The sequence below is a fragment of the Finegoldia sp. P3-F-LR genome (genome assembly GCF_052932165.1).
In genome coordinates this window covers 22,498-47,614 of the sequence record NZ_JBRFJE010000003.1, presented here as the reverse complement: position 1 = coordinate 47,614, position 25,117 = coordinate 22,498, and the positions used below count along the sequence as shown (strand labels likewise).

The window sequence follows — 25,117 nt, the reverse complement described above, 5'->3', positions numbered from 1 at the left end:
GGAGATATCCTTGGAGAAGAAATCAAGTGAAGATGTTAGTGATTTCAAAGGATCTGATTACGAAGTTCTAAATTCTATGAAGGATTTAGTTAGAGTAATAGATAAAGATGGGGTAATAATATTTGCCAATACTAGCATGATAAAATCTATGCCTATCAATCCAATAGGAGTGAATTGCTATTTGGATTATAGTGAAGATTTCCCAAAATGTTTAGCAGATAGGAAATACCGTTTGAACAGTACTATCAAAGAAAAAAGAAAAATAAATGGCGTGGATTATTCCATAACTTCTTCTCCAGTTATGGATAAAGATGGAGAAGTGGTAAGCACTGTCGAGGTTTTCAGAGATATTTCAAAAGAGGTCAAAACTCAGATTGATTTGATTAATGCGAACAAGGACATCAAGGATGAAATCATATTCGCCAAGCACATTCAAAGCAAAACTTTGCCTAGTAAGGGTGAGCATGTTGGTTTGGATTTGGATTACAGCTATATTTCATCTAGGGATTTGTCTGGAGATATCATCGATTGCATAGACATTGACGAAAGATTTGTGGGAATTTACATCGCAGATGTTGTGGGCCATGGGATTGCGGCATCTATTCTGACGATGTTTATCAGACAGACAATGAGGTATTTGGTAAGTAGAATTACAGATTCTAGACCAAAAAGAGTGCTGAAGGATTTGAATACCACATTTACTGAACTTAATTTATCGGTGGACAAATATTTTACGATTTTTTATGGGTTATACGATAGAAAACTCAAAATATTTTCATATGCAAATGCTGGTCACAATGGTATTCCATTTTTGATTTCCAATGATAAATTAGAAGAATTAAAAGTTACAGGTCATCCAATCTCTCCAATGTTTGAAGGAGTTGGGTTTGACCAAAGAGATATATTGGTCTCCAGTGGTGATGAATTAATTATGTACACTGATGGGATAACTGAAACTAGAGGATTTGACAACGAATTTTACGGCGAAGAAAGACTAAAAAGAGATTTAATGAAAGTTCCAGATAGAAGAATTGAATACGTGCTAAGCGAATTGAATTCTTTTAGATTTTTGGAACAGGATGACGATATTGTTCTAGTGAGTTTGAAGGTTCTATAGGAGGAAATATGTTCAAGCTAGATTTTTCAAATACGACAAGTCATAATTCTGTGGATACTTTGAGAACAGAATCCGTAAATGCTTTAGAAAAGCTTTTAAATAAATCCTGTGAAGGTAAGGAATTCACAGGATGGATTGATTTGCCTAAAAATTACGACAGAGAAGAATTTGAGAGAATTAAAAAATGTGCGAAGAAGATAAGAGAAACGTCTGATTGTTTAGTTGTCATTGGAATCGGTGGAAGTTATATGGGAGCTAAGGCGATTGATTATGCGATGAGCGATTATTTTGAGAAATCGGGCATCGAAATCATCTACGCTGGTTTCCAATTGTCTTCTACGTATTTGGCTGAACTTTTGGAATATTTGAAGGACAAGGATTTTTGTGTAAATGTAATAAGCAAATCGGGAACTACTACAGAGCCTGCAATCGCTTTTAGATTTATAAAGGAATTAATGGATGAAAAATACACAAAAGAAGAACAAAAGAGCAGAATTTTCGCCACTACTGATAAACATAAGGGTGCATTGAAGGAATTGTCTGATATCAATGGTTACGAAACTTTTGTAGTGCCAGATGACATCGGTGGAAGATTTTCCGTTCTAACTTCTGTTGGTTTGTTGCCACTTTGCGTAAAAGGATTGGACATCGACAAATTAATGATTGGCGCAGCAAATGCAATGGAAGATTTTACAAAACTTGATTACGAATCAAATTTTGCTTTGCAATACGCTTCATTCAGAAATGATATGTATCGAAATGGAAAAGACATTGAGATACTTATTAATTACGAAATGAGATTAAAATATTTTTCTGAATGGTTCAAGCAATTATTCGCAGAATCGGAAGGAAAAAACAACAAAGGAATATTCCCGATGATGTGTAATTTCACGACTGATTTGCATTCAGTAGGTCAAATGATTCAAGATGGACAAAAAAATGTATTTGAAACTGTGATTTCAGTAGAAAATCCACGCAAAGATTTGTATATAAAATCCGATGCTGATAATTTGGATAATCTGAATTATTTGAGCGGTAAATCAGTGGATTACGTGAATAAGATGGCTATGCAAGGAACACTTAATGCGCATTTGTCGTCAAATGTTGAAAGTGTTGTCGTCAAAATCGATACGATTAATGAAGAAAATCTAGGATATATGATTTATTTCTTCGAGATGAGTGTTGCGATTTCAGCGCTTGTTTTGGGAGTGAATCCTTTTAATCAACCAGGAGTTGAAGAATACAAGAAGCAAATGTTTAAATTATTAGAAAAGCCGGGTTATTAATATGAAAGAGAATTTAAAGAAAATAATTTTGTACGAGAAAAGTTACGAGGTTTCGAAAATAATATTAGTTTTATTGACATCTGTTATATTTTTGAAATGTGCGAAGGTTGACCATGTTTTTGTTAAATCGTTTTTTATAACTGTGTTTTCATTCGTGCCAATAATAGGAGCGGGAGTGTATTTTATTCCAGCAATCATTCTTAATTTATTAGAATCAAATACGCTCTATCTAGCGATGTATGTGTGGTTGTTATTGGCAGTAATATGTATTGACAGAATACTCTACAGTGTTTTTTATGATTTGCCGTTTGATTACAGCCCGATATCTTATGTGATTATGGGAATGATTTTGTATTTGATATTTGGCAAATACATATTGATGGTGTTTAGTTTGTTTGTTTACGGAATAAACGTGTACAACAATTACAACAAGTACAAGAAAACAAAAGCTTTTTACAATAAAGCTTTGTTCAATTTCATTGATTTGAAACAAATTATTCAAGAAAATTAGAATGCGGAGGAAATTGTGGAAAAATTATTGATTGCAAGAGGAAACGAAGATATCGAACTTCTTTCAAATAAAGTAAATCAACATGGACTTATCGTAGGAGCGACAGGAAGCGGAAAGACAGTTACATTAAAAGTGTTGTGCGAATATTTCTCCGATTTGGGAGTGCCTACTATTTTGTCAGACGTTAAGGGAGATTTGTCAAACTTAGCATCGGTTGGTGAAATGAACGATAACCTTAAATCTAGACTAGATGAAATGAATATCACTGATTTTAATTTCAAAAACTATCCTGTAAATTTGTGGGATGTTTACGGAGAAGCTGGACTTCCATTGAGAGTTTCAGTTTCTGAAATGGGTCCGATTTTGTTATCGCAAATTTTGGATTTGAACGATACACAAGCCGGGATTTTGAATATTGCATTTAGGGTTTCAGATGAGGAAGGACTATTGTTGTTGGACATAAAAGATTTGCGTTCAATGCTTAATCATTTGTCTGATAACAGGGAAGTTTATTCAAAAAAATACGGAAATATCACCACTCAAAGTATTAGCGCAATCATGAGAAAATTATTGTACATCGAAGATATGGGTGCAGATAAATTCTTGGGAGAACCAAGTTTGGATATAAGAGATTTGATGATGACAGATTCTGATGGACGTGGATTTGTGAATATAATTTCTGCGGCAAGACTTATTAACGACAAAAACTTGTATTCGATGTTTTTGTTGTGGCTATTGTCAGAACTTTTCGAATCACTACCAGAAGTTGGCAATCCAGAAATCCCAAAGCTAGTGTTCTTCTTTGACGAAGCACATTTGTTATTCGATAATGCAAACAAGATGATAATGGATAAAATTGAACAAGTTGTAAGACTTATTCGTTCAAAAGGTGTGGGAATATTCTTCATAACACAAAACCCACTAGACATTCCAGATTCGATTTCTTCGCAATTAGGAAATAGAATTGTGCATCAATTGAGAGCTTTCTCTCCAAAAGAATTGAAGGCTGTGCAAAAAGTTTCTGAAACTTTCAGAGCAAACTCAGATATGAATGTAAAAGATGAAATTGTAAACTTACGAACAGGTGAAGCGTTGATTTCATTTTTGGATGAAAAAGGAGCACCAAGTATAACTAAAAAAGGACTCGTACTTCCACCACACTCATCGTTTACGCCGCTTTCTCAATCAGACGTGGATTATATTGTGAAAAACTCTGATTTGCATCAAAAATATTCACAATCAATCGACAGAGAATCTGCTTATGAAATACTGCAAACAAAATTGCAAAATCAAATCAAAGAAGAGCCGGAAAAACAAACTAAGAAATCCAAAAAACAAGAAAAATCTCCGATAGAAGATTTCGCGTCTAAAAGCATTAACTCCATGCTTGGTAGTTTTACAAGACAAATCGGAAGAGACATCGCACGTGGAATTTTCGGATCAATAAAAAAGAGCATAAAATTTTAATAAACCTCCCAGAAGGGAGGTTTTTAAATGTGCTAAATTTTATTTTATAGTTTTTCAGCGGCTAATACTAACGGTCTAGAATTTTCATTATCGAATTCTGATTTGTTAAATCCTCCGTATATTTTTATATTCTCAAAACCATTTTGTTCTAAAAGTGTTACTAATTCATCGGATGTTATTGGAAATAAATTAACGTCGTTTTCAATGGATTTATCACCTGCTGTCATAACTGTGTTAAATCGTATAAAATCACCATTTCTGAAATATTTTCGTACAAATTCCACTTTTTCATTTTTGATAGTAGGAAGATTTCCTAAGTAATCATCATCTACTTGTAAAAATGGATGGAAATTAATGATTTGAATTACAAGATTACCTTTTGTGTCTAACTTGTCGTAGCATTTTTTCAAGAATTCATTTATTTTTTCTGAAGAATCTAAGTGTACCAACGAATTTCCAATGCAATAAATCAAATCGAAATTATTTTTCAATTTGTCGATATTTAGCATATTCATACATTTAGCATCGATTTTATTTTCATTAATCGCTTTGTTCACAAACTTTTCTTCCAAATCAATCCCCATCACATCAAATCCATCATCTTGAAGTCTTTTCGCAACTTTTCCAGTTGCACATGCTACATCCAAGATTTTGCCGTGAGCAAGTTCTTCTAAGAAACTAATTTGCTTATCATTTGGCTGAAAAATATCTTCGTAATTATCTGAAATTGAATCGTAAAATTTACTCATATCATCACCTCTAATGTAATTATACCCAAAAGAATGTTACAATTTTATAAAGTTGTCATAATTTTGTAATAATTTCAAATCCTGTGATATAATTAGATAAATGAGGTGGAAACTTGATACGTAATAATCACGATAGATTTCTAGAAGAAAAAAGAAGACGTGCAGTAAAACGAAGGATTGTGTTTTCTGTATTTCTTCTAGTAATTCTATTTTCAATCATAAAAGTAAAAAACGATAGGCAAGAGCATGCAGCTGAACAAAAACAAGCTGAGATAGCTCAGGAGCAAAAAACTTCAGTCCAACAAAACTCCAAACCAGAAGAACCAGTGGAAAAAGAGAAAACTGATGAGGAAGTTTTTGAAGAAATCAAAAAAACTGAAAATATTTACCAAAACACATTTAAGAGAAATGAATTGTTGCACAATTTGGAAGTTTACGCTAAGTACAATCCTAATGCAAAATTAGTGATGAAAAACGCTGATGACATTCATCCATCTCTTTTAAAACTTGCTGGTAATAACTACACTGCGGTTAATTTCGTGGCGAAAACAATTGACTCTACAATTAAAAACGACTATTCATATCCAGAAAATGCAAATAATTCAAATGTGCCATTGTATTTGCAGTGGGACAAGAGATGGGGTTATGAAAAATACGGCTACGGAATTATAGGTTTTACTGGATGTGGCCCTACAAGTTGTGCTATGGCGATGTCGTATTTGAAAAACGATCCTTCAATCACTCCTGCAAAAATAGCAGAAGAAAGTGATCGCAACGGATATTCGTCATCAGAAGGAACAAGCTGGGGATTTTATCCTTATATCGCAAGAAAATACGGATTGAAAGCTGTGCAAATGGATGCGAATTATAATGTTATAAAAGAGAATATAAAAAAAGGAAATCCGATTCTAATTTCTGTAAGACCTGGTGATTTCACACAAACGGGACATGTTATGGTGATTTCGGGAATAGATTCAAATGGTAATATTATAATTAACGATCCGAATAGTTTTACTAATTCGCAAAAATCATGGAAATATGACAGATTACAACCACAAATCAAAGCGATGTGGGTGTTTAGTAATGGAGTATAAATGAAAAAATACACAAAATACAAAAAAGATCTTGAATATTCTTATACAATGGGACCTTTTCCAACTTATGAACTTATTGAAAATAAGGCTGATATTGTTGAGGAGGTCTTAATTTCTGAGGATTTCAATGACACAGAAAAACTGATAAATATATTGAATGATAAGAAAATTCCTTATACGATTTCAAGTAAACAAATAAACAAAATTTCATTAAAAGATAAGGAATACGTGATTGGAGTTTTCAAAAAAGAAAAATCAAAATTACAAGAAAAAAACCACATAATTTTGGACGGAATAGACAATATGGGAAATCTCGGCACGATTATGAGAAGTATGCTTGCATTTGGATATAAGGATTTGGCTTTGATATCAAATACGTGTGATGTTTACAATCCTAAAGTTGTCCGTGCCAGTATGGGAGCTTTTTTCAAATTAAATATCCAAAGATTTGATAATCTACAAGATTACAAGAAAAATTTCCCAGAAAATAAGATTTATTCGTTTTTGCTAGATGAAAGTTCAGATGAACTTGGCGATGTGAAGTTCGAACAACCATTTAGCTTGGCATTTGGAAATGAAGGGGCAGGGCTTCCAAAAGAATACTACAATGAAAATAAGATTTTCATCAATCAATCTAAGGATGTGGATTCCTTGAATTTACCGATAGCTTGTTCCATTGCAATGTATCAATCGAGGGTGATTTAATGAAGAGAGTATTTGTATTTGATTTGGACGGAACGTTGATAGATTCTATTGAAATGATAAATAATTGTTTCAATCATACTACACAGAAATTTGGACTCAAACCTGTAGAAAAGGAAAAATTTAATTATTTTCTTGGAGATGGACCTAAAATTTTGGTGGAAAAATCCCTGGATTATTTAATAGAGCGTGATAATTTGGATGAAGCAGTGATTAATTCGAAATTTACTGAAATCTACGACAGCTATATTGAGTATTACAACGGATATGACGATAAGAAAACGCAGCTGTATCCATACATTAGAGAAAGCTTGGATAAATTAAAAGAAATGGGTGCACTTGTTTGCGTATGCACGAATAAAACTCTTCCAGCAGCGGAGAAAATTTTGAACAATTTATTTCCACAAGGCTATTTTGATTATGTGTCTGCATTGGAAGATGAAACCAAAAGAAAGCCTAATCCATTTTTGCTAGAAAAAATCGTGGAGGATTTGGATATTAAAAAAGAAGAGATTGTATATTTTGGAGACACAGACACAGACATTAAGACGTGCAAAAATGCGGACGTAACAAGTGTCGGTGTTGAATGGGGATTTAGAGAAAGAGAAGAACTTGTAGAATCGGGAGCAGATTTTGTGATTTCTGATCAAAGAAGGATAGTTGATTTTTATGGAGAATTACCAAAAAATATTGGATAAAACAATTGAAAATCTAAATGGAGGAGAAACACTTCTTCTTCACAGTTGTTGTGGGCCTTGTTCTAGTTATGTTTTGGAATATTTGTCACAGTATTTTAAGATAACTATTTTGTTTTACAATCCAAACATTTCTCCACAATCTGAGTTTGATAAAAGAGTTGTGGAGCAGAAAAAAGTCATCGCAAATACAAAAGTAAAATATCCTATTGACATAATCGTTGATAAATACGATCCCGATGAATTTTATGAAAAAGTTGCTCCCTACAAGGATTTGGGAGAGAAATCACAGCGCTGTTATGAGTGCTACGATTTGCGAATCGACAGAACTTTCGACATTGCAGATGAGTTGGGTTTTGATTTTGTAACGACGACGTTATCGGTTAGCCCTCATAAAAACAGCCAATGGATTAATGAAATCGGAGAAAAATTAGAACAAACTCATAAAACTAAATTCTTGCATTCTGATTTCAAAAAGAAAAATGGCTACAAGAGATCAATCGAATTATCGAAGGAATTTGATTTGTATAGACAAGATTACTGCGGATGCGTTTATAGTAAACGAGAAGCAGAACAACGACATAATAATGAATGAATCGGTGATTTTTATCGCCGATTTTTTTTGAGAAATTTTCAAAACAAAATTGATAATGGTGTTAAGTATTTGTATCGGCTAAAGTTGTTTGATATAATTAAATAAAGGAGATTTTATGAATTTTGAAAAAAATGTAATGGTTAAGAAATATAACGATGGAGTTATAGAAGAAGTAGAAGATGTTATTTTGAGAGAATTTTTGTTGGATATCAATATTAATTCCAAACCGATTGTTAAACTTTTGTGTATTGAAAAGGATTTACAAGAACTTGTGACGGGATATCTTGTCACAGAAAATATTGTAAGGCCAGAAGATATACAAAAGGTAGATATACGTATTGATGGAAATATTTGTAATGTTGAGTTAAAAGATATCGATAACACTCCAAGTCACGTGACTACAGAAAGTGGAGATTACAAAAATGTTCCATACAATTTTACAAACAGAGATGAAAAAGTCACTCCGATTGATTGGAACGAAGAAACGTTGTTGAAGATTTCCAATTACAATTTATCGGGATCTCAATTATTCAAAGAAACTGGCAATGTGCATTCTGTTGTTTTGTCAAAAAATGGAGAAATAATCTGTCAATGTGATGATATTGGAAGATACAACGCTTTTGACAAAGCCGTTGGGACAGCTGTATTGAAAGGCGAAAAATTATCCGATCTGATTGCATTTACATCAGGGAGAATTCCTTCATCAATTGTTCAAAAATGTATCAATTCAGGAATTTCTGTCATAGTTTCTAGAAGTGCACCAACGGATATTTCTTTGGAACTAGCAAGCAAATATAATTTGTCCGTAATCGGCTTTTGTAAACAAAGTCGTTTAAATATTTATAGGGATTTTAGAAAGAAGGATTAGTTATGAAAAAATTAGCGGATTTTTTGTATGCCATTATGGCAGGGGCATTTATTGCTATGGGCGGAGTTGTGTTTTTGAGCCTAGACAATAAAATCGTTGGAGCATTTATGTTCAGTTTGGGACTTTTTGCTGTGTGTACTTTGAAGTATAATTTGTTTACGGGAAAAGTTGGATATCTGTTCTGTAATGATGTGAAAACTTATTTGCCATGGTGCTTGATGGTGTGGGTTGGAAATTTAGTTGGTAGTATTATCGTAGCGGAATTGGTTCGTCTTACAAGAGTTGCTCCAGGAATTATCGAAAAATCCACGAAATTGGTTCAAGTAAAAGCAGACGATACTTTGATTAGTTTGTTTGTTTTGGGTATTTTCTGTAATATTATGGTTGTTCACGCTGTGGATCAATACTTAAACAATCCTCACGAAATTGGAAAATATTTGGGAATTGTAATGAGCATTATGGTATTTATCCTATGCGGATTTGAACACTGTATTGCAGATATGTTTTACATTCAAATGGCAAGAATGTGGAATTCACAAACAATTATCGCTCTAATTGTCATTACTTTGGGTAATGTATTGGGCGGAATTTTGATTCCAACAATGAGAAATATCAACACAAAATTAAAAAGTGAATAAGGTTGAATAAATGTTATTACAAGTAGAAAAAGCTAAGGAAATTCTTAGAAAAATACAAAAAAAAGCATCTGAAATTGAGGAAATTGATATCGATGATGCTTATAACAGAGTTTTGGCGGAGGATGTGTTGGCGAAGTTCAACAATCCTCCTTATCCAAAAAGTGCAATGGATGGATATGCTGTAAGTAGCAAAGATTCTGACAAATTATCGAAAAAGAAAATTATTGGGACGAATTTTGCAGGTGATTGCAATGATTTTGATTACGAAGAAAATACTTGCGTGAGAATAATGACAGGTGCATTCGTACCACAAGGCTACGATGCAATTGTAAAACAAGAAGACTGCGAAGTAGTTGATGATTTTATTGAAATCAAAAAATCTTACGAACCATTTGATTACTACATCAAAGAAGGCGAAGATGTGTCCAAAGGGGATTTGTTAATTCCTAAAGACACTAGGATTTCTTCAGTTGATTTGTCGATTTTGGCTTCAAATGGTTATGCAAAAGTTAAAGTTTATAGGAAATTAAAAGTAGCCTTATTATCGACAGGATCTGAATTGTTGTATCCTGGGGATGATTATACTCCAGGTAAAATCTACAGTTCAACGACTTTTACATTGAAATCTATTCTAAAAAATTCGGGCGTAGAAGTTGTCGAACAAAAAAACTGCATGGATGATGAAAAATCAATTATAAAAGAAATAAAAAACCTAACTCAACAATCAGATATCGTTATAACAACGGGCGGTGTTAGTATTGGTGACAAAGATTTAATGGAAACCTGCATGAAACAAATCGGAGAAGTTTTGTTTCATAGAATTGCCATGAAGCCTGGAACTCCAGTGATGGCATCAAAAGTAGGTAACACAATTGTGTTGTCGTGTTCTGGAAGTCCGTTTGCAGCTTTTTGTAATTTCGAAGTTTTATTTTGGGATTTGTACAATAAATATTATGGATTAAATGTAAAACAATTTGAAAAAGGAAAAGTTGTAAAAGGATCGATGAAACCTTCGAAGCTTCAACGATACGTCAGATGTTTTGTAAAAGATTCTGAGATTACGATTTTTGATAAGCACAAAAATTCCATGCTACAAGATTTGACAAATTGTAATGCGCTTTTACTTCAAAAACAAAATGAAAGCTTGGATGTGGGTTCAAGCGTGGATTATATATATTTGGGTGAAATATGAGAGTTTCTGTAGGAATATTGGCTGGTGGGAAAAGTGTGAGAATGGGTCAAGACAAATTTGATTTGAACTTTTACGGTCACACTTTTATAGAAGAATTAATAGATAGGTTCAAAGACTACGAGGTAATTGTTTCATCTAATACAGCCGATTATTCTCCAATTAAAACTGTAAAGGACACTTATATTGATGCGGGACCTTTGAGTGGAATATTGGAGATTTTGAAAAATTCTACAAATGAATATGTATTTGTAACTTCTTGCGATATGATTAATGTGAAGTCTGATTTGGTGGATTTTGCAGCATCTATCGCAAGTTTTTCAGATGAAGCTGTAATTTTTGAAACAGATGAGAGATGCTATCCTACTTGCGGGATTTTTTCGAAAAAAATAATTCCTATTTTGGAAGAAATGCTTGAAAGTAAAGATTATCGTGTGATGAATTTGATTAATAAAATCGATACGAAATTTGTCAATTTGAAATATACAATTTTTGAGGATGAATTTGTTAATATCAATTATCCAGAAGAACTGAAACAAAATGCGACGCCTTTAATTTGTATTTGTGGCAAAAAAAATAGTGGCAAGACTACTTTTATTAAAAAGCTTGTTGGAGAATTAAAAAATAGGGGCAAAACCTGCTCGGTAATAAAACACGATGGGCACGATTTTGAGCTTGATTTCAAAGATACTGACACTTTTTTCTACAAGGATTACGGAGCTTGTCAGACCTTGATTTTTAACGATAAATACTTTAAATTAGATGGTAGGAGTAAAAATATTTATGATTTGATAAAATTATTAGACGATGTTGATTTGATTATTATCGAAGGAATGAAGGATTCAGATTTCATTAAATACGAATGTACTCTTACAGATGATTTGGTATGTAGCGATGTGAACAAATATGGAATTATTAGCGACAGAAATTTTAGTGGGTTCGATAATTTCGATATCAATAATCCATCAGAGTTTACAGACTACATTATCCAAAAATTTAAAATTTAGAAGGTATTTATGGAAAATATTTTGTGCAATATGATAAAAATCAATCATGGAAATGATGTTTTGGTTTTAGATAAAGTAAAAAAATACGGTTGGGAAGGGTTGACTTTTCCAGGAGGTCATGTCGAAAAGATAGAATCTATAACTGAATCTGTCATCAGAGAAGCGAAAGAAGAAACTAATTTGGATATTGAAAACATAAAATATGTTGGAATGATTAGCTGGTATGACATTGACAAAGACGACAGAATTGTTGGGTTTTTGTACGAAACTGATGATTTTTCTGGAGAATTAATAAAAGAAAATGTCGAAGGAACGTTGGAATTTATCGATTACGAAGAATTAAAAAATATGGATGGACATAGCGATTCTATGGGTGAAATTTTCGCTATTTACGACGGGAAATATTCTGAAATCGTGCTTTATTATCAAGATAATAAATGCGTAAAAAAGGAGTGTTATAAATAGTGAGAAAAGCTAAAGGAATGGTGTTCGCCATAATATCGGCGTTGATTTTTGGATTTACACCGATTATGGTCAGAGAGACGTTGACTAACGGAAGTAACGTAATTATGACTTCTTTTTTGAGGGGGTTTTTCGTAATTCCATTTTTGATTATTTCATTGAAAAGCAGAAATGTCAGCCTAAAAGTTACAAAGCAAGAACTGAAAAAACTGATTTTAATGTGTAGCATTGGTGGTTGCATCACAATGACAATGCTTTATGCTTCATATCAATACATTTCCGTTGGGCTTGCAACTTCTATCCATTTTATTTTTCCGACGATTGTTACAGTTTATTCGGTTATGTTCTTAAATGAAAAGATGACGAAATACAAATTCATCTCACTAATTGCATCTATAATCGGTGTGATTTTACTAGCAAATAATGTCGGTGGAAGCAGTAATTTTCCGTTGGGAATGTTCTTGGCTGTGGCATCTGGTTGTACTTATTCTTTTTATTTGATTTATATGGATGTATCGGGACTAAAAAATATGGATAGCGTAAAGGTTACATTTTATAATTGCACCATCAACTCCACAATGCTATTAGTATTTGGACTTATAACTGGCGATTTTACATTATCACTTTCAAAATATGCGTGGATAATAGCTTTTGTGATTTCAATTTTGGTATCGGTGTTTGGCACTTTATTTATTCAACTTGCGATAGTCAATGCAGGTGTCAGCACTTACACGATTTTTTCTACATTAGAGCCGATTACATCTGTGATATTAGGAATTATTTTATTTAACGAAACTACAGATCCAAGAAGATTGCTTGGCTGTTTTATGATATTTATGTCAGTGATGATACTGGCAGTTTCAACTAGATTTCAAGAAAGAAGAGCAAAGGGAAGTGTAAATAATGGATGATGTTGAAAGATTAAAACAAATTGTAGAACAAAGTGACAAAATCGTGTTTTTTGGTGGAGCAGGAGTGTCCACTGCATCTGGAATTCCGGATTTTAGATCAGCAACGGGACTTTACAACAAGAAAAACGACAGCGATTTTTCACCGGAATATATGTTAAGTCACGAATTTTTCGTGACACGTCCCGATTTATTCCAAAATTATGTATTGGAAAATTTGATTATCGATGGAGTAAAACCAAACAAAGCTCATTTGTCTCTGACAAAGTTAGAAAAAGCTAACAAATTACTTGGAGTAATCACTCAAAACATCGACAGCTTAGACAAAATGGCAGGGACGAAAAATATCGCAGAAATTCACGGCAATTTGAGAGATTATTATTGTGTAAATTGTGGTGCAAAATACGATTTGGATTATTACAAACAACAAAGACCATGCAAATGTGAAAAATGTGGAGGTGTTGTTCGTCCAGATGTTACATTGTACGGAGAAGCTCCACCACAAAGTGAATTTGCAAAAGCAATCAATTGGATTAACAAGGCAGACACGATGATTGTAGCTGGAAGTTCGCTTGTCGTGTATCCTGCAAGTGGTCTTATCAATTATTTTAGAGGAGATAATTTGATACTAATTAATCTAGATCGTACAAGCTACGATAATATGGCAAATATCGTGATTCACGACGATATTGCAAAAACTTTAGAATATGTGACGAGGGATATAGATGAAAGATAAAATCAAAAATTATTTGCAAAAAGTGTACGGAGTCGATTTTTTGTCAAAGACTATGATAGTAGTCGCTCTGATACTTTCTTTGATTAATTTAAAATTTAAAAATAGAGTTATAGAAGTCATTACGATGATTTTGATTGTGTATTTCGGAATTTTCAGAGTTTTTTCTGTTAATAAATATCAACGAATGATTGAGAATCAAAAATTCTCAAAGGCTGTAAAACCTATGACTGATTTTTTTGAAAAATACAAAATCAGAGCCGCAAATTCCAAGGACAAGAAGTATATTAAATGTCCTAACTGCAAAAAAGAAATGAAAATTCCAAGAAATAAAGGAAAAATCAAAGTAACTTGTCCTCATTGTGGGCATAAATTTGTGAAAAAAAGTTAATTATTTTGAAAAAATAAATATGCTAATAATGCTACAAATCTACTACGGAAAAAGTAGTAGATTTTTTATTGCTATAAATGAGGATTATAGTCTTATCAATTGCGACTTTATTTTTAAATAATAATTTCACAAGCATTTCATAAAACTATCGTAATATAATATCAGATCACACGAATGCGTGTTATCTAAATATGAACTTAGATATTTTATGGAGGAAATTATGAGAAAAAATGTATTAAAAGGAACTACTTTGCTACTAGCTTTGTGTTTTAGTGTTGGAGCGGTAGGTTGTCAAAAATCTAGTGGAAATAATGGAAAAGAAACTAAAGTGGTAAGCCCAAAAGAAGCGGGAATGAAGGATGATAAAAGCGGTGAAAACGAAAAATTCAAACCTTCTGATTATTCACTACAACCAAAAGATGAATTTGTATATGAGTTTTTGGGATTGAAGTTCAAGCTTTCAGAACAAGTTAAAAAAGATATGAAAGACAAGAAGATTGCGATGTTGGATGAACAAAGTCCTATCGACAAAGAATTGAAATACGCTATGCTTACTTTCAGTAAATTAACTGAAGAACAAAAAAATGCAGTAGTCGATAAAATGGGTGATGGATACGAAAAATGGCAAAAAGAGCTTGAAAGAGTTGGTACTATTGGAATGTTTGACAAGAACATGTCCGAAGCTGAGATTGCTAAAATCACAAAATGTGACAATCATAAGAAAATCGGCGAATCAAAAGATGGTAAGTTCACTTACTACATAAGTTCAAAAGGTAAAATGGATGAAGGTTTTGCAAAAGAATTCGCCCAAACTCAAATCGATATTATAGACAAAAAACCACGTCCTGAAAATGGATTTGTATTATCTGAAAAAACTGATTTGGAAAACACAGAAGCATTCGACAAAAAATCGGTTAAGGGTTTGAGCAATTTATCCACAAAAGACATCAATGGCAAAGATTTCTCAAGCAAAGATTTTTCAAAATACGACCTTACAATGGTAAATGTATTTGCCACTTGGTGTAGTGCTTGTGTGAATGAAATTCCTGATTTGAGTGAGGTTAAAAAAGAAATGAAGAACAAAGGTGTTAATATTGTAGGAGTTGTCACAGATACTGTGGACGATAATGGTACTAATAATGAAGCATTGCAAAAGGCAAAACTAATTCAAGAAAAAACAAAAGCTTCATATCCATTTTTAATGCCAGATAAATCAAACTTCAACGGCAGATTAAACGGAATTCAAGCAATGCCAGAAACTTTCTTTGTCGATAAAAATGGAAATATTGTAGGAGAAACTTATTCTGGTGCAAAATCAAAAGAAGAATGGAAACAAGTTATCGAAAAAGAATTAGCTAATTTGAAAAATAAATAAAATTAGGTGATTTAAATGTACAAAAAATTTATTCATAGCCGTATATTTTCAGTTACGATTTTATTTCTGTCTGTTGGGATGATTTATTACGGTTACAACAACGGCGAAGTAAAAGTTGTGTTGGATAAGGCTATAAGAATTTGCATGGAGTGTATTGGAATTGGATAAGATTAAAGATTTACTAAGGTTTGGAACGAAGAAAAACAGATATAAAATAATGGATAATTTCAGACACGCTTTCCAATCGCTGTGGTTTTTGATTACAAATTCTTATGTAGAAGGTTTTAAAACCGGAAAGATTTACGGTGGAAACCTCAAGAAAATTTGCGTTCCGGGGATGAATTGCTATTCTTGCCCCGGAGCCAAAGGCTCTTGCCCGATTGGTTCATTACAAGCTGTAATTGGAAACTCTAATTTTAAATTTAGCTATTACATAGTAGGATTTTTGTTTTTCATTGGAGCTTTGATGGGAAGATTTGTGTGTGGATGGTTGTGTCCGTTTGGATTGATTCAAGATTTGTTATACAAAATCCCTTTCTTCAAAAAGATAAAAACTTTTAAATACGATAAACATTTGAGAAAAATAAAATATTTAATTTTGCTAATTTTTGTAATAATTTTGCCGATGTTTGTGGTGGATATTTTGGGACAAGGCTCTCCGTATTTTTGCAAACTGATTTGCCCGATAGGAATGCTTGAAGGAGGAATTCCACTCGTATTACTCAACAAAAGTATGAGAGGAGCGATTGGATTTTTGTATTATTGGAAGGGAACTATTCTGATACTTACGATTTTACTTTCAATAATGATTTACAGACCTTTCTGCAAATATATTTGTCCTTTGGGTGCGATTTATTCATTTTTCAATCCGATTTCTATTTTTAAATATAGATTGGACAAAGACAAATGTATTAGTTGTGGAAGGTGTAAGAAAGTTTGCCAAATGAATGTGGATCCTACGAAAAACTGCAATCATAAGGAATGTATTAGATGTGCAAGATGCAAAAATGCCTGCCCTGTTGATGCGATAAGCTGTGGAATAAAAGATAAAAATTAATACTCAAAATCATTTATAGAAAATTTCAATAAATGAATCTTGGAATTTGTTGTGTCTGTATGATACAATGTTATCGAAAAGATTTTTAGGAGGAATTTATAGTGAAAAAACTTTTATTAACATTAGCTTTAGTATCAGCTTTAACTGTTACTGGATGTTCAAATAATTCAGATAAACCAGCTGACAATAATACTAAAACAGAACAAAATGCTGAAAAACCAGCAGAAAAGACTGAAGAAAAAGCAGCCATAAAAGAAATGAAAGGCGCTGATCTTGAAGCAATCGAACAAGACAAGAAGAAAAAAGAAACTGTATTGGTTGTTGACGTTAGAAGCAAAGAAGAATACGATCAAGGTCACGTTAAATGGGCTATCAATATGCCAATCGACACTTTTGAACAAGAAGTTTCTAAGTTAGATGCTTACAAAGATAAAGCTGTAATCACAGTTTGCAACAGTGGTAAAAAGAGCCAACAAGCTGCTGAAATTTTAGTAAATAACGGATTCAAAGATGTTACAAACGCAGAAGGCGTTAAGAAATTTGAATACAAATTAGTTAAATTCGCTAACATTTTACCAGAAGATTTAGTAAAAGCATCTGAAGATACTAACAACGTTATAGTTGATGTTAGAGATAAAAAAGATTATGATGCAGGTCATATCAAAAATGCAATTAACATTCCATTAGATGAAGCAGATGCAAGATTATCAGAAATTCCTACAGATAAACCAGTTTACACTTATTGCTATTCTGGAAACAAATCTGGTCAATTAGCACAAAAACTAATCGACAGAGGAAACAAAGACGTATTCAACTCTTTGGATGGAACTAAAGAACACGACTACGAATTAGTAAAATAGTTTTTAAAATTAATGCGGCTCATAATATGGGCCGCTTTTTTTACAGGAGATTGAATGAACGCAGTAATTTTAATGACTAAAATTCCAAATAAAAATTCTAAAACAAGATTATCTACAATTTTATCTGAAAAACAAAGGATAACGATGAGTAATAATTTGATAGAAAAAAATTTAAATGCTATCAAAAACTACAAAGTTTTTTTGTCTCTAACGCCAGATGAATTATTTGACGATTACACGAAGAATTCTCCTTATGATTGCATCAGACAAACGGGAGATGATATCGGTCAAAGGATGAATAATTCGATAAAAGAAGTTTTGTCATGTGGATATTCTAAGGTTATTTTAATCGGATCAGACATCATTGATTTTGATGGTGAGATTTTCGATGAAGCTTTTGACCAATTAGACACCAATGATGTTGTGTTCAGCCCAACTGAAGATGGTGGATACAGTTTGATTGGAATGAAAAAAGCGCACGATGCTTTGTTTGAGAATAAAAAATACTCAAATCCTAATGTAGAAAACGATTTGGAAAATAGTTTGATTGAACATGATTTGTCTTATTATAAACTGAAAGAAACGCACGATATTGACACAGATATTGATTTAGTAAAATACATATCCCAATCTGACAATGTGAAATTACTTGGTAAAGGAGAGTACAATTCGAATTATTTGATTGATGATGATTATTTGATAAGAATTGCGCGTGGATCACAAATGCATTTGGATAATCAAATTGAATACGAGTATAATGCGCTCAAGTTTTTAGAAAAATCCAACGTAACAGCCAAGGCTTACGATTTGAAAAAGGATAAATTATCAGGAATTTCTTATCTTACGGAAGAATATTTGATTGGCAAAGATTTGGATTATCATACTGATTTAAAAATCGCAGCATATTTGCTTTCACAAATTCACTCATTAGATGTGACAGGACAAGATTTTATAAAAGCAGGCAGTCCTTTTAATATGATGTTCGACGAATTTACACAGATGTTTTCTCATTATCAAAAATGGGATAAGAAAAACAATGCAACTGAAGAAAAGATTTCGAATATGCTAAAATACATCAAAAATTTAGGACTTGATTCTACACTTGAAAATCCATGTCTTATCAACACTGAACTCAACAATAAAAATTTCATCATAGGAGATAAATCTTACGTTATAGACTGGGAAAAGCCAATTATAGGAGAGCGTGAACAAGATTTGGCGCACTTTTTGGCACCGACTACGACTTTTTGGAAAACGGATGTAATTTTTGACAACGACATAATGGATGATTTCTTAGATGAATACGACAACTTATCAAAAACAAAAGTTGATAGAAAAAAATTCGTAAAATATTTGTTGTTCACATGTCTCAGAGGAATAACTTGGTGCTCAATGGCATACACTCAATATGTTGATGAAAACAGGGATAATGGATTTACTTTTGAGAAGATAAAAGCATATTTGTCTGATGAATTTTTGGATAATATATGGGAGTTTATAAAAGCGAATGATTTCAGTAATAGTGCCAGTGTATAATGAATCTGACAAAATCGATAGATTCATCGACCACCTGGATATTTTTGATGATGAGTTCGAGGTGATTTTTAGCGTAAGTGGAGATGACGACACGTTTGAAAAAATCAGAGACAGAGGATATAATCCAATTAGAAGCATCAAGGGTCGTGGCAATCAAATTATAAATGGAATTGCAAATTCAACAGGAGAAATAATTCTGATTCTTCACGCGGATACTTTCTTCAAAGAAAATCCAAAAGAAGAAATCAAATCAATTTTACAAAATTATAAAATGGGTTGTTTTAGCATTTCGTTTGTTCCAAAACAGTTCATAATGCAAATTGTCGCATTTAATTCTAGTAATCGTGTCAGACACAGAAACATCGCATTCGGAGATCAGGGAATGTTTTTCACGAGAGAGTTTTACGATGAGATGGGTGGATTCGAAAATATTGATTTAATGGAAGATTACGATTTTTCAATTAGAGTAAAGGAAAAAGGATACAAAATTTTTCTTTCAAAAATGAAGATATATTCTTCATCGCGTAGATTTCAGAAAAATGGGCCTTTTAGAACTATGTGGATGATGCAGAAATGTCAACATATGTATCGCAAGGGGGAAAAGGTAGATGATATCAAACAAAAGTACAAATGATTACTTACAAGAAGTTAAGGACAAGTGTATTGATTGTGGTAAATGCACAAAATGTTGTCCTTTTTTGACGAAATACAAGATTAATTTAAAAGATTTTGCTGACAGACAAGACTTGGCATTTTCTTGTTTCTTGTGTCAAAAATGCAAAGCGGTGTGTCCGGTTGATTTGGATGGAAAAAAGATTTCTCTTATTTTAAGAAAACAAAATCCTAAATTCGAATCAGTAAAAAAACAAAAAGAAAATTATTTCTTCAAAAACAAATCTAAAAGAAAAACAAAAGATTTGTTGTATTTGGGCTGTAATTTCCCAGCATTTTATCCAGATACTACAAAATATTTAATGGAATTGTTCAACAAAGAAGGATTTGATTATTCAATTGATTGTTGTAATCTTCCAAGTGATTATACGGGATTTGAAAATAATTATATGGAAAGATTTGAAAAAGAACTCAAAGACAAAGAAGTGGAAAGAATTGTGTGCGTGTGTCCAAACTGTTTCCACAAATTTTACAAAAATTTGTCGGTTGAAGTTATTACGATTTTCAAATGGCTTGAAGAAAGAGATATGATACAAGATATTGACGAGGAAGTAAATGTGTTCTTCCCATGCTCTGACAGGTACAATCACATAATTTTTGAAGAAATCAAAAGACATATCAAAGGATTTAACAATAAATACATAAGTACAAACTGCTGTGGAGCAGGTGGAATTGCAGGCAAAAGCGAAAAAGATATCGCAACTCAAATGCAAAACTCCATTAAAAACGAAAAAATGTATACTTATTGTGCGACTTGTTCATCCAAGTTTGTGGAAAATAATGAAGTGCACCATTTTGTAAGTACAATGGTTGGTATAGATGAAAAATGCGATCCAAGCTTTTTCAAAAATGCATTAAAAGGAAAATTTAGGGGGAGAAAATGAGGTTCGAAGATAGAATTTCTGAAAAATATAAAACAACTGGCGATATCACAACACTACAATTAAACATTACTGAAAAATGTAATTTGCGTTGTAAACACTGCCACGTTATGAAGAACAGCGAAAACTTAGAAATGAGCAAAAAAACTATGGAAGATTGCTTGAAGTTTTTGGATAACCACAAGATGAAAACTGTGGATATTACAGGTGGAGAACCAACAACACATCCAGAAATTGTGTGGTTTATGAAGGAATGCTTGAAAAGAGTAGACGAACTTATTATTAGAACAAACGCCACTGATATCGAAAAAAGCCATGAATTAATGGATTTATTTGATAAAGAAAAAATCAAAATTGTCGTATCTCTTCCTTGCTACACACAAGACAATGTAGATAGCCAAAGAGGAGATGGCGTATACGACAAAGTCATTGCAAATTTGAAGAGACTAAACGAAATGGGCTATGGAACTGAAAAAGAATTGGACTTGGTTTACAATCCACTAGGTGGATTCTTGCCACCTGAACAATCCAATCTTCAATCAGATTATGAACGCGAATTGAAAAAGAAGGATGTTGTATTCAATAATTTGTTCACTATTACAAATATGCCTATTGGATATTTCAAAGATTTTTTAATTGAAAAAGGCGAATACGAAGATTATATGAAATTGTTGGAAGATAATTACAATGAAGAAACTTGTGAAAATATAATGTGCAGATTCCAAATTTCTGTGGATAGCTTAGGAAATCTTCACGATTGCGACTTCCATTTAGCAGAAAAAGTCCCAATGAAAGACTACACAAACATCAAAGATTTAATCGATGTGAAGGATTTGTCCAGAGAAATCGTGTGGAAAGATTACTGCTACGGTTGTACTGCAGGAAGTGGATCAAGTTGTGGAGGTGCATTGGATGAGTAAATTAACTAACGAAGAAATTTGGCAACAATTTACAGAAGGCATAGATTGTGCGCAAGTAGTTTTGAGATATTTCGCAGATGATTTGGGAGTGGACAAGGAACTTGTTACAAAAATTGCATCACCATTTACAGGTGGAATGTACAAAGGAATGACATGTGGAGCAGTAACTGGTGCCTACATGGTTTTAGGAATCAAATACGGACATTCAAAGCCGAATGAAGGCGAAAAGAAAGTTGAATTAGTAAAAAAAATGTTCGAATTCGATACCAAATTCAAAGAAAAACAATCTACGATAATTTGTGAAGAAATATTGGGAGATAATATAGCAGAAAATCTTGAAAAAATCGAACAAGAAAACACGATGCAAAGAAAATGTCCACAAGCTGTGAACGATGCGATAGATATATTAGAGGAAATGTTTGAAGAAAAATAAAATGAGAGCTGTCTACTTCGGTAGGCAGCTTTTTTAGGTTAATATTTAAAAATCTAATGCACGAATATCTAGACTCCAAAAATTGTAGATTTCTAAATCTCAAAATCCTAAAATCGCAAACTCGCTTACGCTCAAACAGTGCGATTTTAGCCGGATTTTTTCTATTTGAAATCAAGTCAATTTTTTCCGTATGATATTCTTAGCATTAGGATTTTAAAACACCTTATTCTCTACCTATCAATAATTCTATTTAAATAATGATATAATACAAGTAGTAAATGAAAGAGAGAAAAATATGATTATTATTAGAAATATAAAATTAAAAAATGACGACGAAAACGAATTGAAGAAAAAAATCTCTAAAATGATCGGAACGAAAAACTTCAATTATGAAATCTACAGAAAATCAATTGATGCTAGAAAAGGAATTCTGTTTAATTACCAAGTTATCGTGGATGTTGATTTGTCTGATAAAAAAATAAAATCAATCAAAAATTGCGAGAAATATTTTGAGGAAGATTTTAACTTAGAAGATGTCGATAATTCGAAGAGCGTCACAGTTGTTGGAAGTGGTCCTGCGGGATTGTTTTGTGCGTATTTGTTAGCGAAAAACGGAGCAAAGGTGAAAGTTATTGAACGAGGAAGTGAAGTATCTAAAAGAGTTGACGATATCAACAAATTCTTGGAAACTGGTAAGCTTAACACAAACAGTAACGTTCAATTTGGAGAAGGTGGAGCTGGAACTTTTTCTGATGGCAAATTAACTGCACGTTCTAAAGACAAAAGAGTAAGAGAAGTTTTGAAGACATTTGTGGACTACGGCGCTCCTAGTGAAATTATGTATGACTCCAAGCCACACATCGGAACCGATGAATTGCAAAAAGTAATTGTGAACATGAGAAATGACCTTATCAAAATGGGTTGTGAATTTGAATTCGATACGTTGATCGACGATGTCGAAATTGAAAATGAAAAATGTGTGGGAATAAAATCACATAATAGAAAATTTCAATCTGACTGTTACGTTTTGGCTCTTGGCAATAGTTCAAGAGACACTGTGATGATGTTAGCCGACAAAATCAAAATGACGAACAAACCTTTTGCGGTTGGATTTAGGATTGAACACCCACAAAAAATGATAGATTTTGCACAATATAAATGCGACAGAGATCTTCCGAGTGCGACTTATCAGCTTTCTTATTCTGAGGAAAACAAAAGGGGAGTGTACACTTTTTGCATGTGTCCAGGTGGATATGTAATCAATGCTTCCAGTGAAGAAAATGAATTGTGCGTCAATGGTATGAGTTTTCACAAAAGAGACGGCAAGAACGCAAATAGTGCGATTGTGTGTGGTATAGATGAAGATACTTATGGACATAATTTATTAGACGGGATTAGATTTCAACAAGAAATCGAACGCAAGGCTTTTGAATTGGGAGGATCCAATTACAATGCACCAGTTCAATTGGTAAAAGATTTTATGGATGATAAAAAATCTGAAAAGATCGGAGAAGTTGAACCGACTGTGAAACCTGGATATGTTTTAAGCAATTTGAATGATATTTACCCAGAGCATGTTACAAATTACATTAAAACTGCGATTAAAATGATGGACAACAAGCTTCACGGATTTTCAATGGAGGATGCTATACTCACAGGAGTTGAAACGAGAACATCGTGTGCAGTGAGAATGGTTCGAGATGATTTGTTAAGAAGCGAAAATGTTGATAATTTGTATGTGATTGGCGAAGGTAGTGGATATTCTGGAGGAATCGTGTCAAGTGCGATTGACGGATTGAAGGCTGCTGAAGTTATTCTTACATCAAAGTTATCTAAATAATTTAAAAAACTAAATTATTGGGTATATTTATTAAAGATAAATTTTTAATTAATTTGAAGAGGGGAATAAAATGATACTTTGTATAACTGCGAATCCTGCTATTGATGTGATTTACGAAATGGATGAGCTGGATACTAATGGAGTAAATGTAGTTGATGATGCGTACAAAACGCCTGGAGGAAAAGGGATAAATGTGTCCAAAGTTTTAGATTTGTTGAGGGCAGATTTCATGGTTACAGGCTTTATCGGAGGAAGTAATGGAGATTATGTAATCGACAAGTTAGACGATGTGAATATCAAGCACGATTTTATTTTTACAAATGTCGACACAAGAAACTGCATTAGAGTGATTCATGGCGATAAGCAATTTGAAATCTTTGAAAAAACTAACAAAATTGATTCTAGATTTGAAAGAACTTTTATGTCACTTATTAAAGAAATCGGAAAAAATTACAATATAGCAGTAATCAGCGGAAGTTTGATGAACGGTTTATCCGAAGATTTTGTCGAAGAAACTATGGATATTCTAAAAGCTAACAGCAAGATTATTTTGGATACAAATGGACAAGTGACTAAAAAAGTTTTGGAAAATAATTATAAACCATTTGCTATCAAGCCTAATTTCTACGAATTTAAGGAAATCATTGGTTTAACAGAAGATATTTCTTCAAAAGATTTCATAAACAAAGATTCTGAGTATTTGAAGCACATCTTTGAAAACGAGTTGTTAGATGATATTGAAATAGTTTTGGTTACCAATGGAAAATACGGAGCAATTTTAAAATACAAAGATAATTTGTACAGGATTTCTGTTCCTCAATACAAAATTCAAAGAACCGTCGGAAGTGGAGATGCTACTGTGGCTGGCTTGGCGAAATTCTTGGATGATGAAGAAGGCGTAATGGAAACTGTTTTGAAGGCTTTATCTCTTGGCGTATTAAATGCGAGAGTTTCAGAAGTTGAAAAGCTGGACGCAGATAAAATAAACGAAGTAGCAGAACAAATAAATGTTGAATTATTATAGAAGATTTATGCATCAAAAAGTTTTTTTGGTGCTTTTTTCTTGCTCAAAAATTTGTATTTCTGATATAATAGCTGTAAAGAAAATAAAAGGAATAAATTTGCTTGACT

General features: G+C 32.7%; 28 protein-coding genes. 27 read left to right on the top strand and 1 reads right to left on the bottom strand.

The genetic code is table 11. The features are described 5' to 3' along the window. The first annotated feature begins 10 nt into the window (after positions 1-10). Genes ACU68U_RS02135 through ACU68U_RS02120 form a run of 4 tightly spaced genes read left to right on the top strand, consistent with a single transcriptional unit; the run spans position 11 to position 4,381 of the window. Positions 11-1,117 carry a PP2C family protein-serine/threonine phosphatase gene (locus ACU68U_RS02135; protein ID WP_094208196.1) on the top strand — a complete coding sequence of 369 codons (1,107 nt, stop codon included), beginning with the start codon at positions 11-13 and terminating at the stop codon, positions 1,115-1,117. A gap of 8 nt (positions 1,118-1,125) precedes the next feature. Continuing rightward, the gene (locus ACU68U_RS02130; protein ID WP_446762626.1) at positions 1,126-2,403 is read left to right on the top strand and encodes a glucose-6-phosphate isomerase; all 1,278 of its coding nucleotides are present in this window, start codon (positions 1,126-1,128) and stop codon (positions 2,401-2,403) included. A gap of 1 nt (position 2,404) precedes the next feature. Then, positions 2,405-2,914, top strand: a complete 510-nt coding sequence (locus tag ACU68U_RS02125; RefSeq protein ID WP_446762625.1) for a hypothetical protein — start codon at positions 2,405-2,407, stop codon at positions 2,912-2,914. Positions 2,915-2,929: 15 nt separating this feature from the next. Further along, complete coding sequence (locus ACU68U_RS02120) at positions 2,930-4,381, top strand: helicase HerA-like domain-containing protein (RefSeq protein ID WP_446762624.1); 1,452 nt, start codon at positions 2,930-2,932, stop codon at positions 4,379-4,381. 44 nt (positions 4,382-4,425) lie between these two features. Here ACU68U_RS02120 and ACU68U_RS02115 read toward each other — a convergent pair whose 3' ends face one another. Further along, entirely contained in the window at positions 4,426-5,130 is a 705-nt protein-coding gene (locus ACU68U_RS02115; RefSeq protein WP_316524186.1) for a class I SAM-dependent methyltransferase, read from the bottom strand. A 113-nt stretch (positions 5,131-5,243) separates the two neighbouring features. On the opposite strand from ACU68U_RS02115, the gene ACU68U_RS02110 reads away from it, so the two are divergent. The 23 genes from ACU68U_RS02110 (at position 5,244) to ACU68U_RS02000 (ending at position 25,010) form a co-directional block, all read left to right on the top strand. Next, positions 5,244-6,224: a C39 family peptidase gene (locus ACU68U_RS02110; protein ID WP_316524185.1), complete on the top strand. Its 981-nt coding sequence runs from the start codon at positions 5,244-5,246 to the stop codon at positions 6,222-6,224. After that, positions 6,225-6,929 (top strand): TrmH family RNA methyltransferase, encoded by a 705-nt coding sequence (locus tag ACU68U_RS02105; RefSeq protein WP_316449927.1) that lies wholly within the window; start codon positions 6,225-6,227, stop codon positions 6,927-6,929. After that, complete coding sequence (locus tag ACU68U_RS02100; RefSeq protein WP_446762623.1) at positions 6,929-7,624, top strand: HAD family hydrolase; 696 nt, start codon at positions 6,929-6,931, stop codon at positions 7,622-7,624. Before ACU68U_RS02105 ends, ACU68U_RS02100 begins: the two co-directional genes overlap by 1 nt. Beyond that, positions 7,596-8,216 carry an epoxyqueuosine reductase QueH gene (locus ACU68U_RS02095; protein WP_446762622.1) on the top strand — a complete coding sequence of 207 codons (621 nt, stop codon included), beginning with the start codon at positions 7,596-7,598 and terminating at the stop codon, positions 8,214-8,216. The genes ACU68U_RS02100 and ACU68U_RS02095 overlap by 29 nt, the downstream gene beginning before the upstream one ends. 115 nt (positions 8,217-8,331) lie before the next feature. Next, on the top strand, positions 8,332-9,084 hold the full coding sequence (fdhD, locus tag ACU68U_RS02090; RefSeq protein WP_446762621.1) for a formate dehydrogenase accessory sulfurtransferase FdhD: 753 nt from the start codon (positions 8,332-8,334) through the stop codon (positions 9,082-9,084). A 2-nt stretch (positions 9,085-9,086) separates the two neighbouring features. Then, positions 9,087-9,722, top strand: a complete 636-nt coding sequence (locus ACU68U_RS02085; RefSeq protein ID WP_094205250.1) for a formate/nitrite transporter family protein — start codon at positions 9,087-9,089, stop codon at positions 9,720-9,722. Between the two features lie 10 nt (positions 9,723-9,732). Continuing rightward, positions 9,733-10,914: a molybdopterin molybdotransferase MoeA gene (locus ACU68U_RS02080; RefSeq protein ID WP_446762620.1), complete on the top strand. Its 1,182-nt coding sequence runs from the start codon at positions 9,733-9,735 to the stop codon at positions 10,912-10,914. Then, a complete protein-coding gene (mobB, locus tag ACU68U_RS02075; RefSeq protein WP_446762619.1) occupies positions 10,911-11,918 on the top strand; it encodes a molybdopterin-guanine dinucleotide biosynthesis protein B in 1,008 nt (335 codons plus the stop codon). The genes ACU68U_RS02080 and mobB overlap by 4 nt, the downstream gene beginning before the upstream one ends. Before the next feature lie 9 nt (positions 11,919-11,927). Then, positions 11,928-12,383: an NUDIX domain-containing protein gene (locus ACU68U_RS02070; RefSeq protein ID WP_446762618.1), complete on the top strand. Its 456-nt coding sequence runs from the start codon at positions 11,928-11,930 to the stop codon at positions 12,381-12,383. Beyond that, the gene (locus tag ACU68U_RS02065; protein WP_446762617.1) at positions 12,383-13,291 is read left to right on the top strand and encodes a DMT family transporter; all 909 of its coding nucleotides are present in this window, start codon (positions 12,383-12,385) and stop codon (positions 13,289-13,291) included. Before ACU68U_RS02070 ends, ACU68U_RS02065 begins: the two co-directional genes overlap by 1 nt. Beyond that, positions 13,284-14,024: an NAD-dependent protein deacylase gene (locus ACU68U_RS02060; protein ID WP_446762616.1), complete on the top strand. Its 741-nt coding sequence runs from the start codon at positions 13,284-13,286 to the stop codon at positions 14,022-14,024. The genes ACU68U_RS02065 and ACU68U_RS02060 overlap by 8 nt, the downstream gene beginning before the upstream one ends. After that, positions 14,014-14,412: a hypothetical protein gene (locus tag ACU68U_RS02055; RefSeq protein WP_094205255.1), complete on the top strand. Its 399-nt coding sequence runs from the start codon at positions 14,014-14,016 to the stop codon at positions 14,410-14,412. The genes ACU68U_RS02060 and ACU68U_RS02055 overlap by 11 nt, the downstream gene beginning before the upstream one ends. A 220-nt stretch (positions 14,413-14,632) precedes the next feature. Continuing rightward, positions 14,633-15,787 (top strand): TlpA family protein disulfide reductase, encoded by a 1,155-nt coding sequence (locus ACU68U_RS02050; protein WP_446762615.1) that lies wholly within the window; start codon positions 14,633-14,635, stop codon positions 15,785-15,787. Positions 15,788-15,802: 15 nt separating this feature from the next. After that, a complete protein-coding gene (locus ACU68U_RS02045) occupies positions 15,803-15,955 on the top strand; it encodes a CD1871A family CXXC motif-containing protein (protein WP_002835608.1) in 153 nt (50 codons plus the stop codon). Continuing rightward, a complete protein-coding gene (locus tag ACU68U_RS02040) occupies positions 15,948-16,844 on the top strand; it encodes a 4Fe-4S binding protein (RefSeq protein ID WP_316532427.1) in 897 nt (298 codons plus the stop codon). The genes ACU68U_RS02045 and ACU68U_RS02040 overlap by 8 nt, the downstream gene beginning before the upstream one ends. Positions 16,845-16,945: 101 nt before the next feature. Further along, complete coding sequence (locus tag ACU68U_RS02035; RefSeq protein WP_278735048.1) at positions 16,946-17,704, top strand: rhodanese-like domain-containing protein; 759 nt, start codon at positions 16,946-16,948, stop codon at positions 17,702-17,704. A 54-nt stretch (positions 17,705-17,758) separates the two neighbouring features. Further along, a complete protein-coding gene (locus tag ACU68U_RS02030) occupies positions 17,759-19,240 on the top strand; it encodes a TIGR04282 family arsenosugar biosynthesis glycosyltransferase (protein ID WP_446762614.1) in 1,482 nt (493 codons plus the stop codon). Then, positions 19,212-19,874 (top strand): TIGR04283 family arsenosugar biosynthesis glycosyltransferase, encoded by a 663-nt coding sequence (locus ACU68U_RS02025; RefSeq protein ID WP_278731480.1) that lies wholly within the window; start codon positions 19,212-19,214, stop codon positions 19,872-19,874. The genes ACU68U_RS02030 and ACU68U_RS02025 overlap by 29 nt, the downstream gene beginning before the upstream one ends. Then, positions 19,849-20,796, top strand: coding sequence for a heterodisulfide reductase-related iron-sulfur binding cluster (locus ACU68U_RS02020; RefSeq protein ID WP_446762613.1), 948 nt, complete (start codon positions 19,849-19,851; stop codon positions 20,794-20,796). Before ACU68U_RS02025 ends, ACU68U_RS02020 begins: the two co-directional genes overlap by 26 nt. Then, positions 20,793-21,713, top strand: coding sequence for an arsenosugar biosynthesis radical SAM (seleno)protein ArsS (gene arsS, locus ACU68U_RS02015; protein WP_446762612.1), 921 nt, complete (start codon positions 20,793-20,795; stop codon positions 21,711-21,713). The genes ACU68U_RS02020 and arsS overlap by 4 nt, the downstream gene beginning before the upstream one ends. Continuing rightward, a complete protein-coding gene (locus tag ACU68U_RS02010) occupies positions 21,706-22,146 on the top strand; it encodes a C-GCAxxG-C-C family protein (protein ID WP_094204092.1) in 441 nt (146 codons plus the stop codon). Before arsS ends, ACU68U_RS02010 begins: the two co-directional genes overlap by 8 nt. Before the next feature lie 295 nt (positions 22,147-22,441). Next, entirely contained in the window at positions 22,442-23,986 is a 1,545-nt protein-coding gene (locus tag ACU68U_RS02005; protein WP_446762611.1) for an NAD(P)/FAD-dependent oxidoreductase, read from the top strand. 70 nt (positions 23,987-24,056) lie between these two features. Beyond that, positions 24,057-25,010, top strand: a complete 954-nt coding sequence (locus ACU68U_RS02000) for a 1-phosphofructokinase family hexose kinase (protein ID WP_446762610.1) — start codon at positions 24,057-24,059, stop codon at positions 25,008-25,010. Positions 25,011-25,117 lie beyond the last annotated feature (107 nt).

Bases quoted from the DNA above. Each gene is read 5' to 3' on its own strand.
- ACU68U_RS02130 (WP_446762626.1), top strand. From the start codon at position 1,126: ATGTTCAAGCTAGATTTTTCAAATACGACAAGTCATAATTCTGTGGAT.
- ACU68U_RS02125 (WP_446762625.1), top strand. From the start codon at position 2,405: ATGAAAGAGAATTTAAAGAAAATAATTTTGTACGAGAAAAGTTACGAG.
- ACU68U_RS02115 (WP_316524186.1), bottom strand. From the start codon at position 5,130: ATGAGTAAATTTTACGATTCAATTTCAGATAATTACGAAGATATTTTT.
- ACU68U_RS02105 (WP_316449927.1), top strand. From the start codon at position 6,225: ATGAAAAAATACACAAAATACAAAAAAGATCTTGAATATTCTTATACA.
- ACU68U_RS02100 (WP_446762623.1), top strand. From the start codon at position 6,929: ATGAAGAGAGTATTTGTATTTGATTTGGACGGAACGTTGATAGATTCT.
- ACU68U_RS02095 (WP_446762622.1), top strand. From the start codon at position 7,596: ATGGAGAATTACCAAAAAATATTGGATAAAACAATTGAAAATCTAAAT.
- fdhD (WP_446762621.1), top strand. From the start codon at position 8,332: ATGAATTTTGAAAAAAATGTAATGGTTAAGAAATATAACGATGGAGTT.
- ACU68U_RS02085 (WP_094205250.1), top strand. From the start codon at position 9,087: ATGAAAAAATTAGCGGATTTTTTGTATGCCATTATGGCAGGGGCATTT.
- ACU68U_RS02080 (WP_446762620.1), top strand. From the start codon at position 9,733: ATGTTATTACAAGTAGAAAAAGCTAAGGAAATTCTTAGAAAAATACAA.
- mobB (WP_446762619.1), top strand. From the start codon at position 10,911: ATGAGAGTTTCTGTAGGAATATTGGCTGGTGGGAAAAGTGTGAGAATG.
- ACU68U_RS02070 (WP_446762618.1), top strand. From the start codon at position 11,928: ATGGAAAATATTTTGTGCAATATGATAAAAATCAATCATGGAAATGAT.
- ACU68U_RS02060 (WP_446762616.1), top strand. From the start codon at position 13,284: ATGGATGATGTTGAAAGATTAAAACAAATTGTAGAACAAAGTGACAAA.
- ACU68U_RS02055 (WP_094205255.1), top strand. From the start codon at position 14,014: ATGAAAGATAAAATCAAAAATTATTTGCAAAAAGTGTACGGAGTCGAT.
- ACU68U_RS02050 (WP_446762615.1), top strand. From the start codon at position 14,633: ATGAGAAAAAATGTATTAAAAGGAACTACTTTGCTACTAGCTTTGTGT.
- ACU68U_RS02045 (WP_002835608.1), top strand. From the start codon at position 15,803: ATGTACAAAAAATTTATTCATAGCCGTATATTTTCAGTTACGATTTTA.
- ACU68U_RS02030 (WP_446762614.1), top strand. From the start codon at position 17,759: ATGAACGCAGTAATTTTAATGACTAAAATTCCAAATAAAAATTCTAAA.
- ACU68U_RS02025 (WP_278731480.1), top strand. From the start codon at position 19,212: ATGATTTCAGTAATAGTGCCAGTGTATAATGAATCTGACAAAATCGAT.
- ACU68U_RS02020 (WP_446762613.1), top strand. From the start codon at position 19,849: ATGATATCAAACAAAAGTACAAATGATTACTTACAAGAAGTTAAGGAC.
- arsS (WP_446762612.1), top strand. From the start codon at position 20,793: ATGAGGTTCGAAGATAGAATTTCTGAAAAATATAAAACAACTGGCGAT.
- ACU68U_RS02010 (WP_094204092.1), top strand. From the start codon at position 21,706: ATGAGTAAATTAACTAACGAAGAAATTTGGCAACAATTTACAGAAGGC.
- ACU68U_RS02005 (WP_446762611.1), top strand. From the start codon at position 22,442: ATGATTATTATTAGAAATATAAAATTAAAAAATGACGACGAAAACGAA.
- ACU68U_RS02000 (WP_446762610.1), top strand. From the start codon at position 24,057: ATGATACTTTGTATAACTGCGAATCCTGCTATTGATGTGATTTACGAA.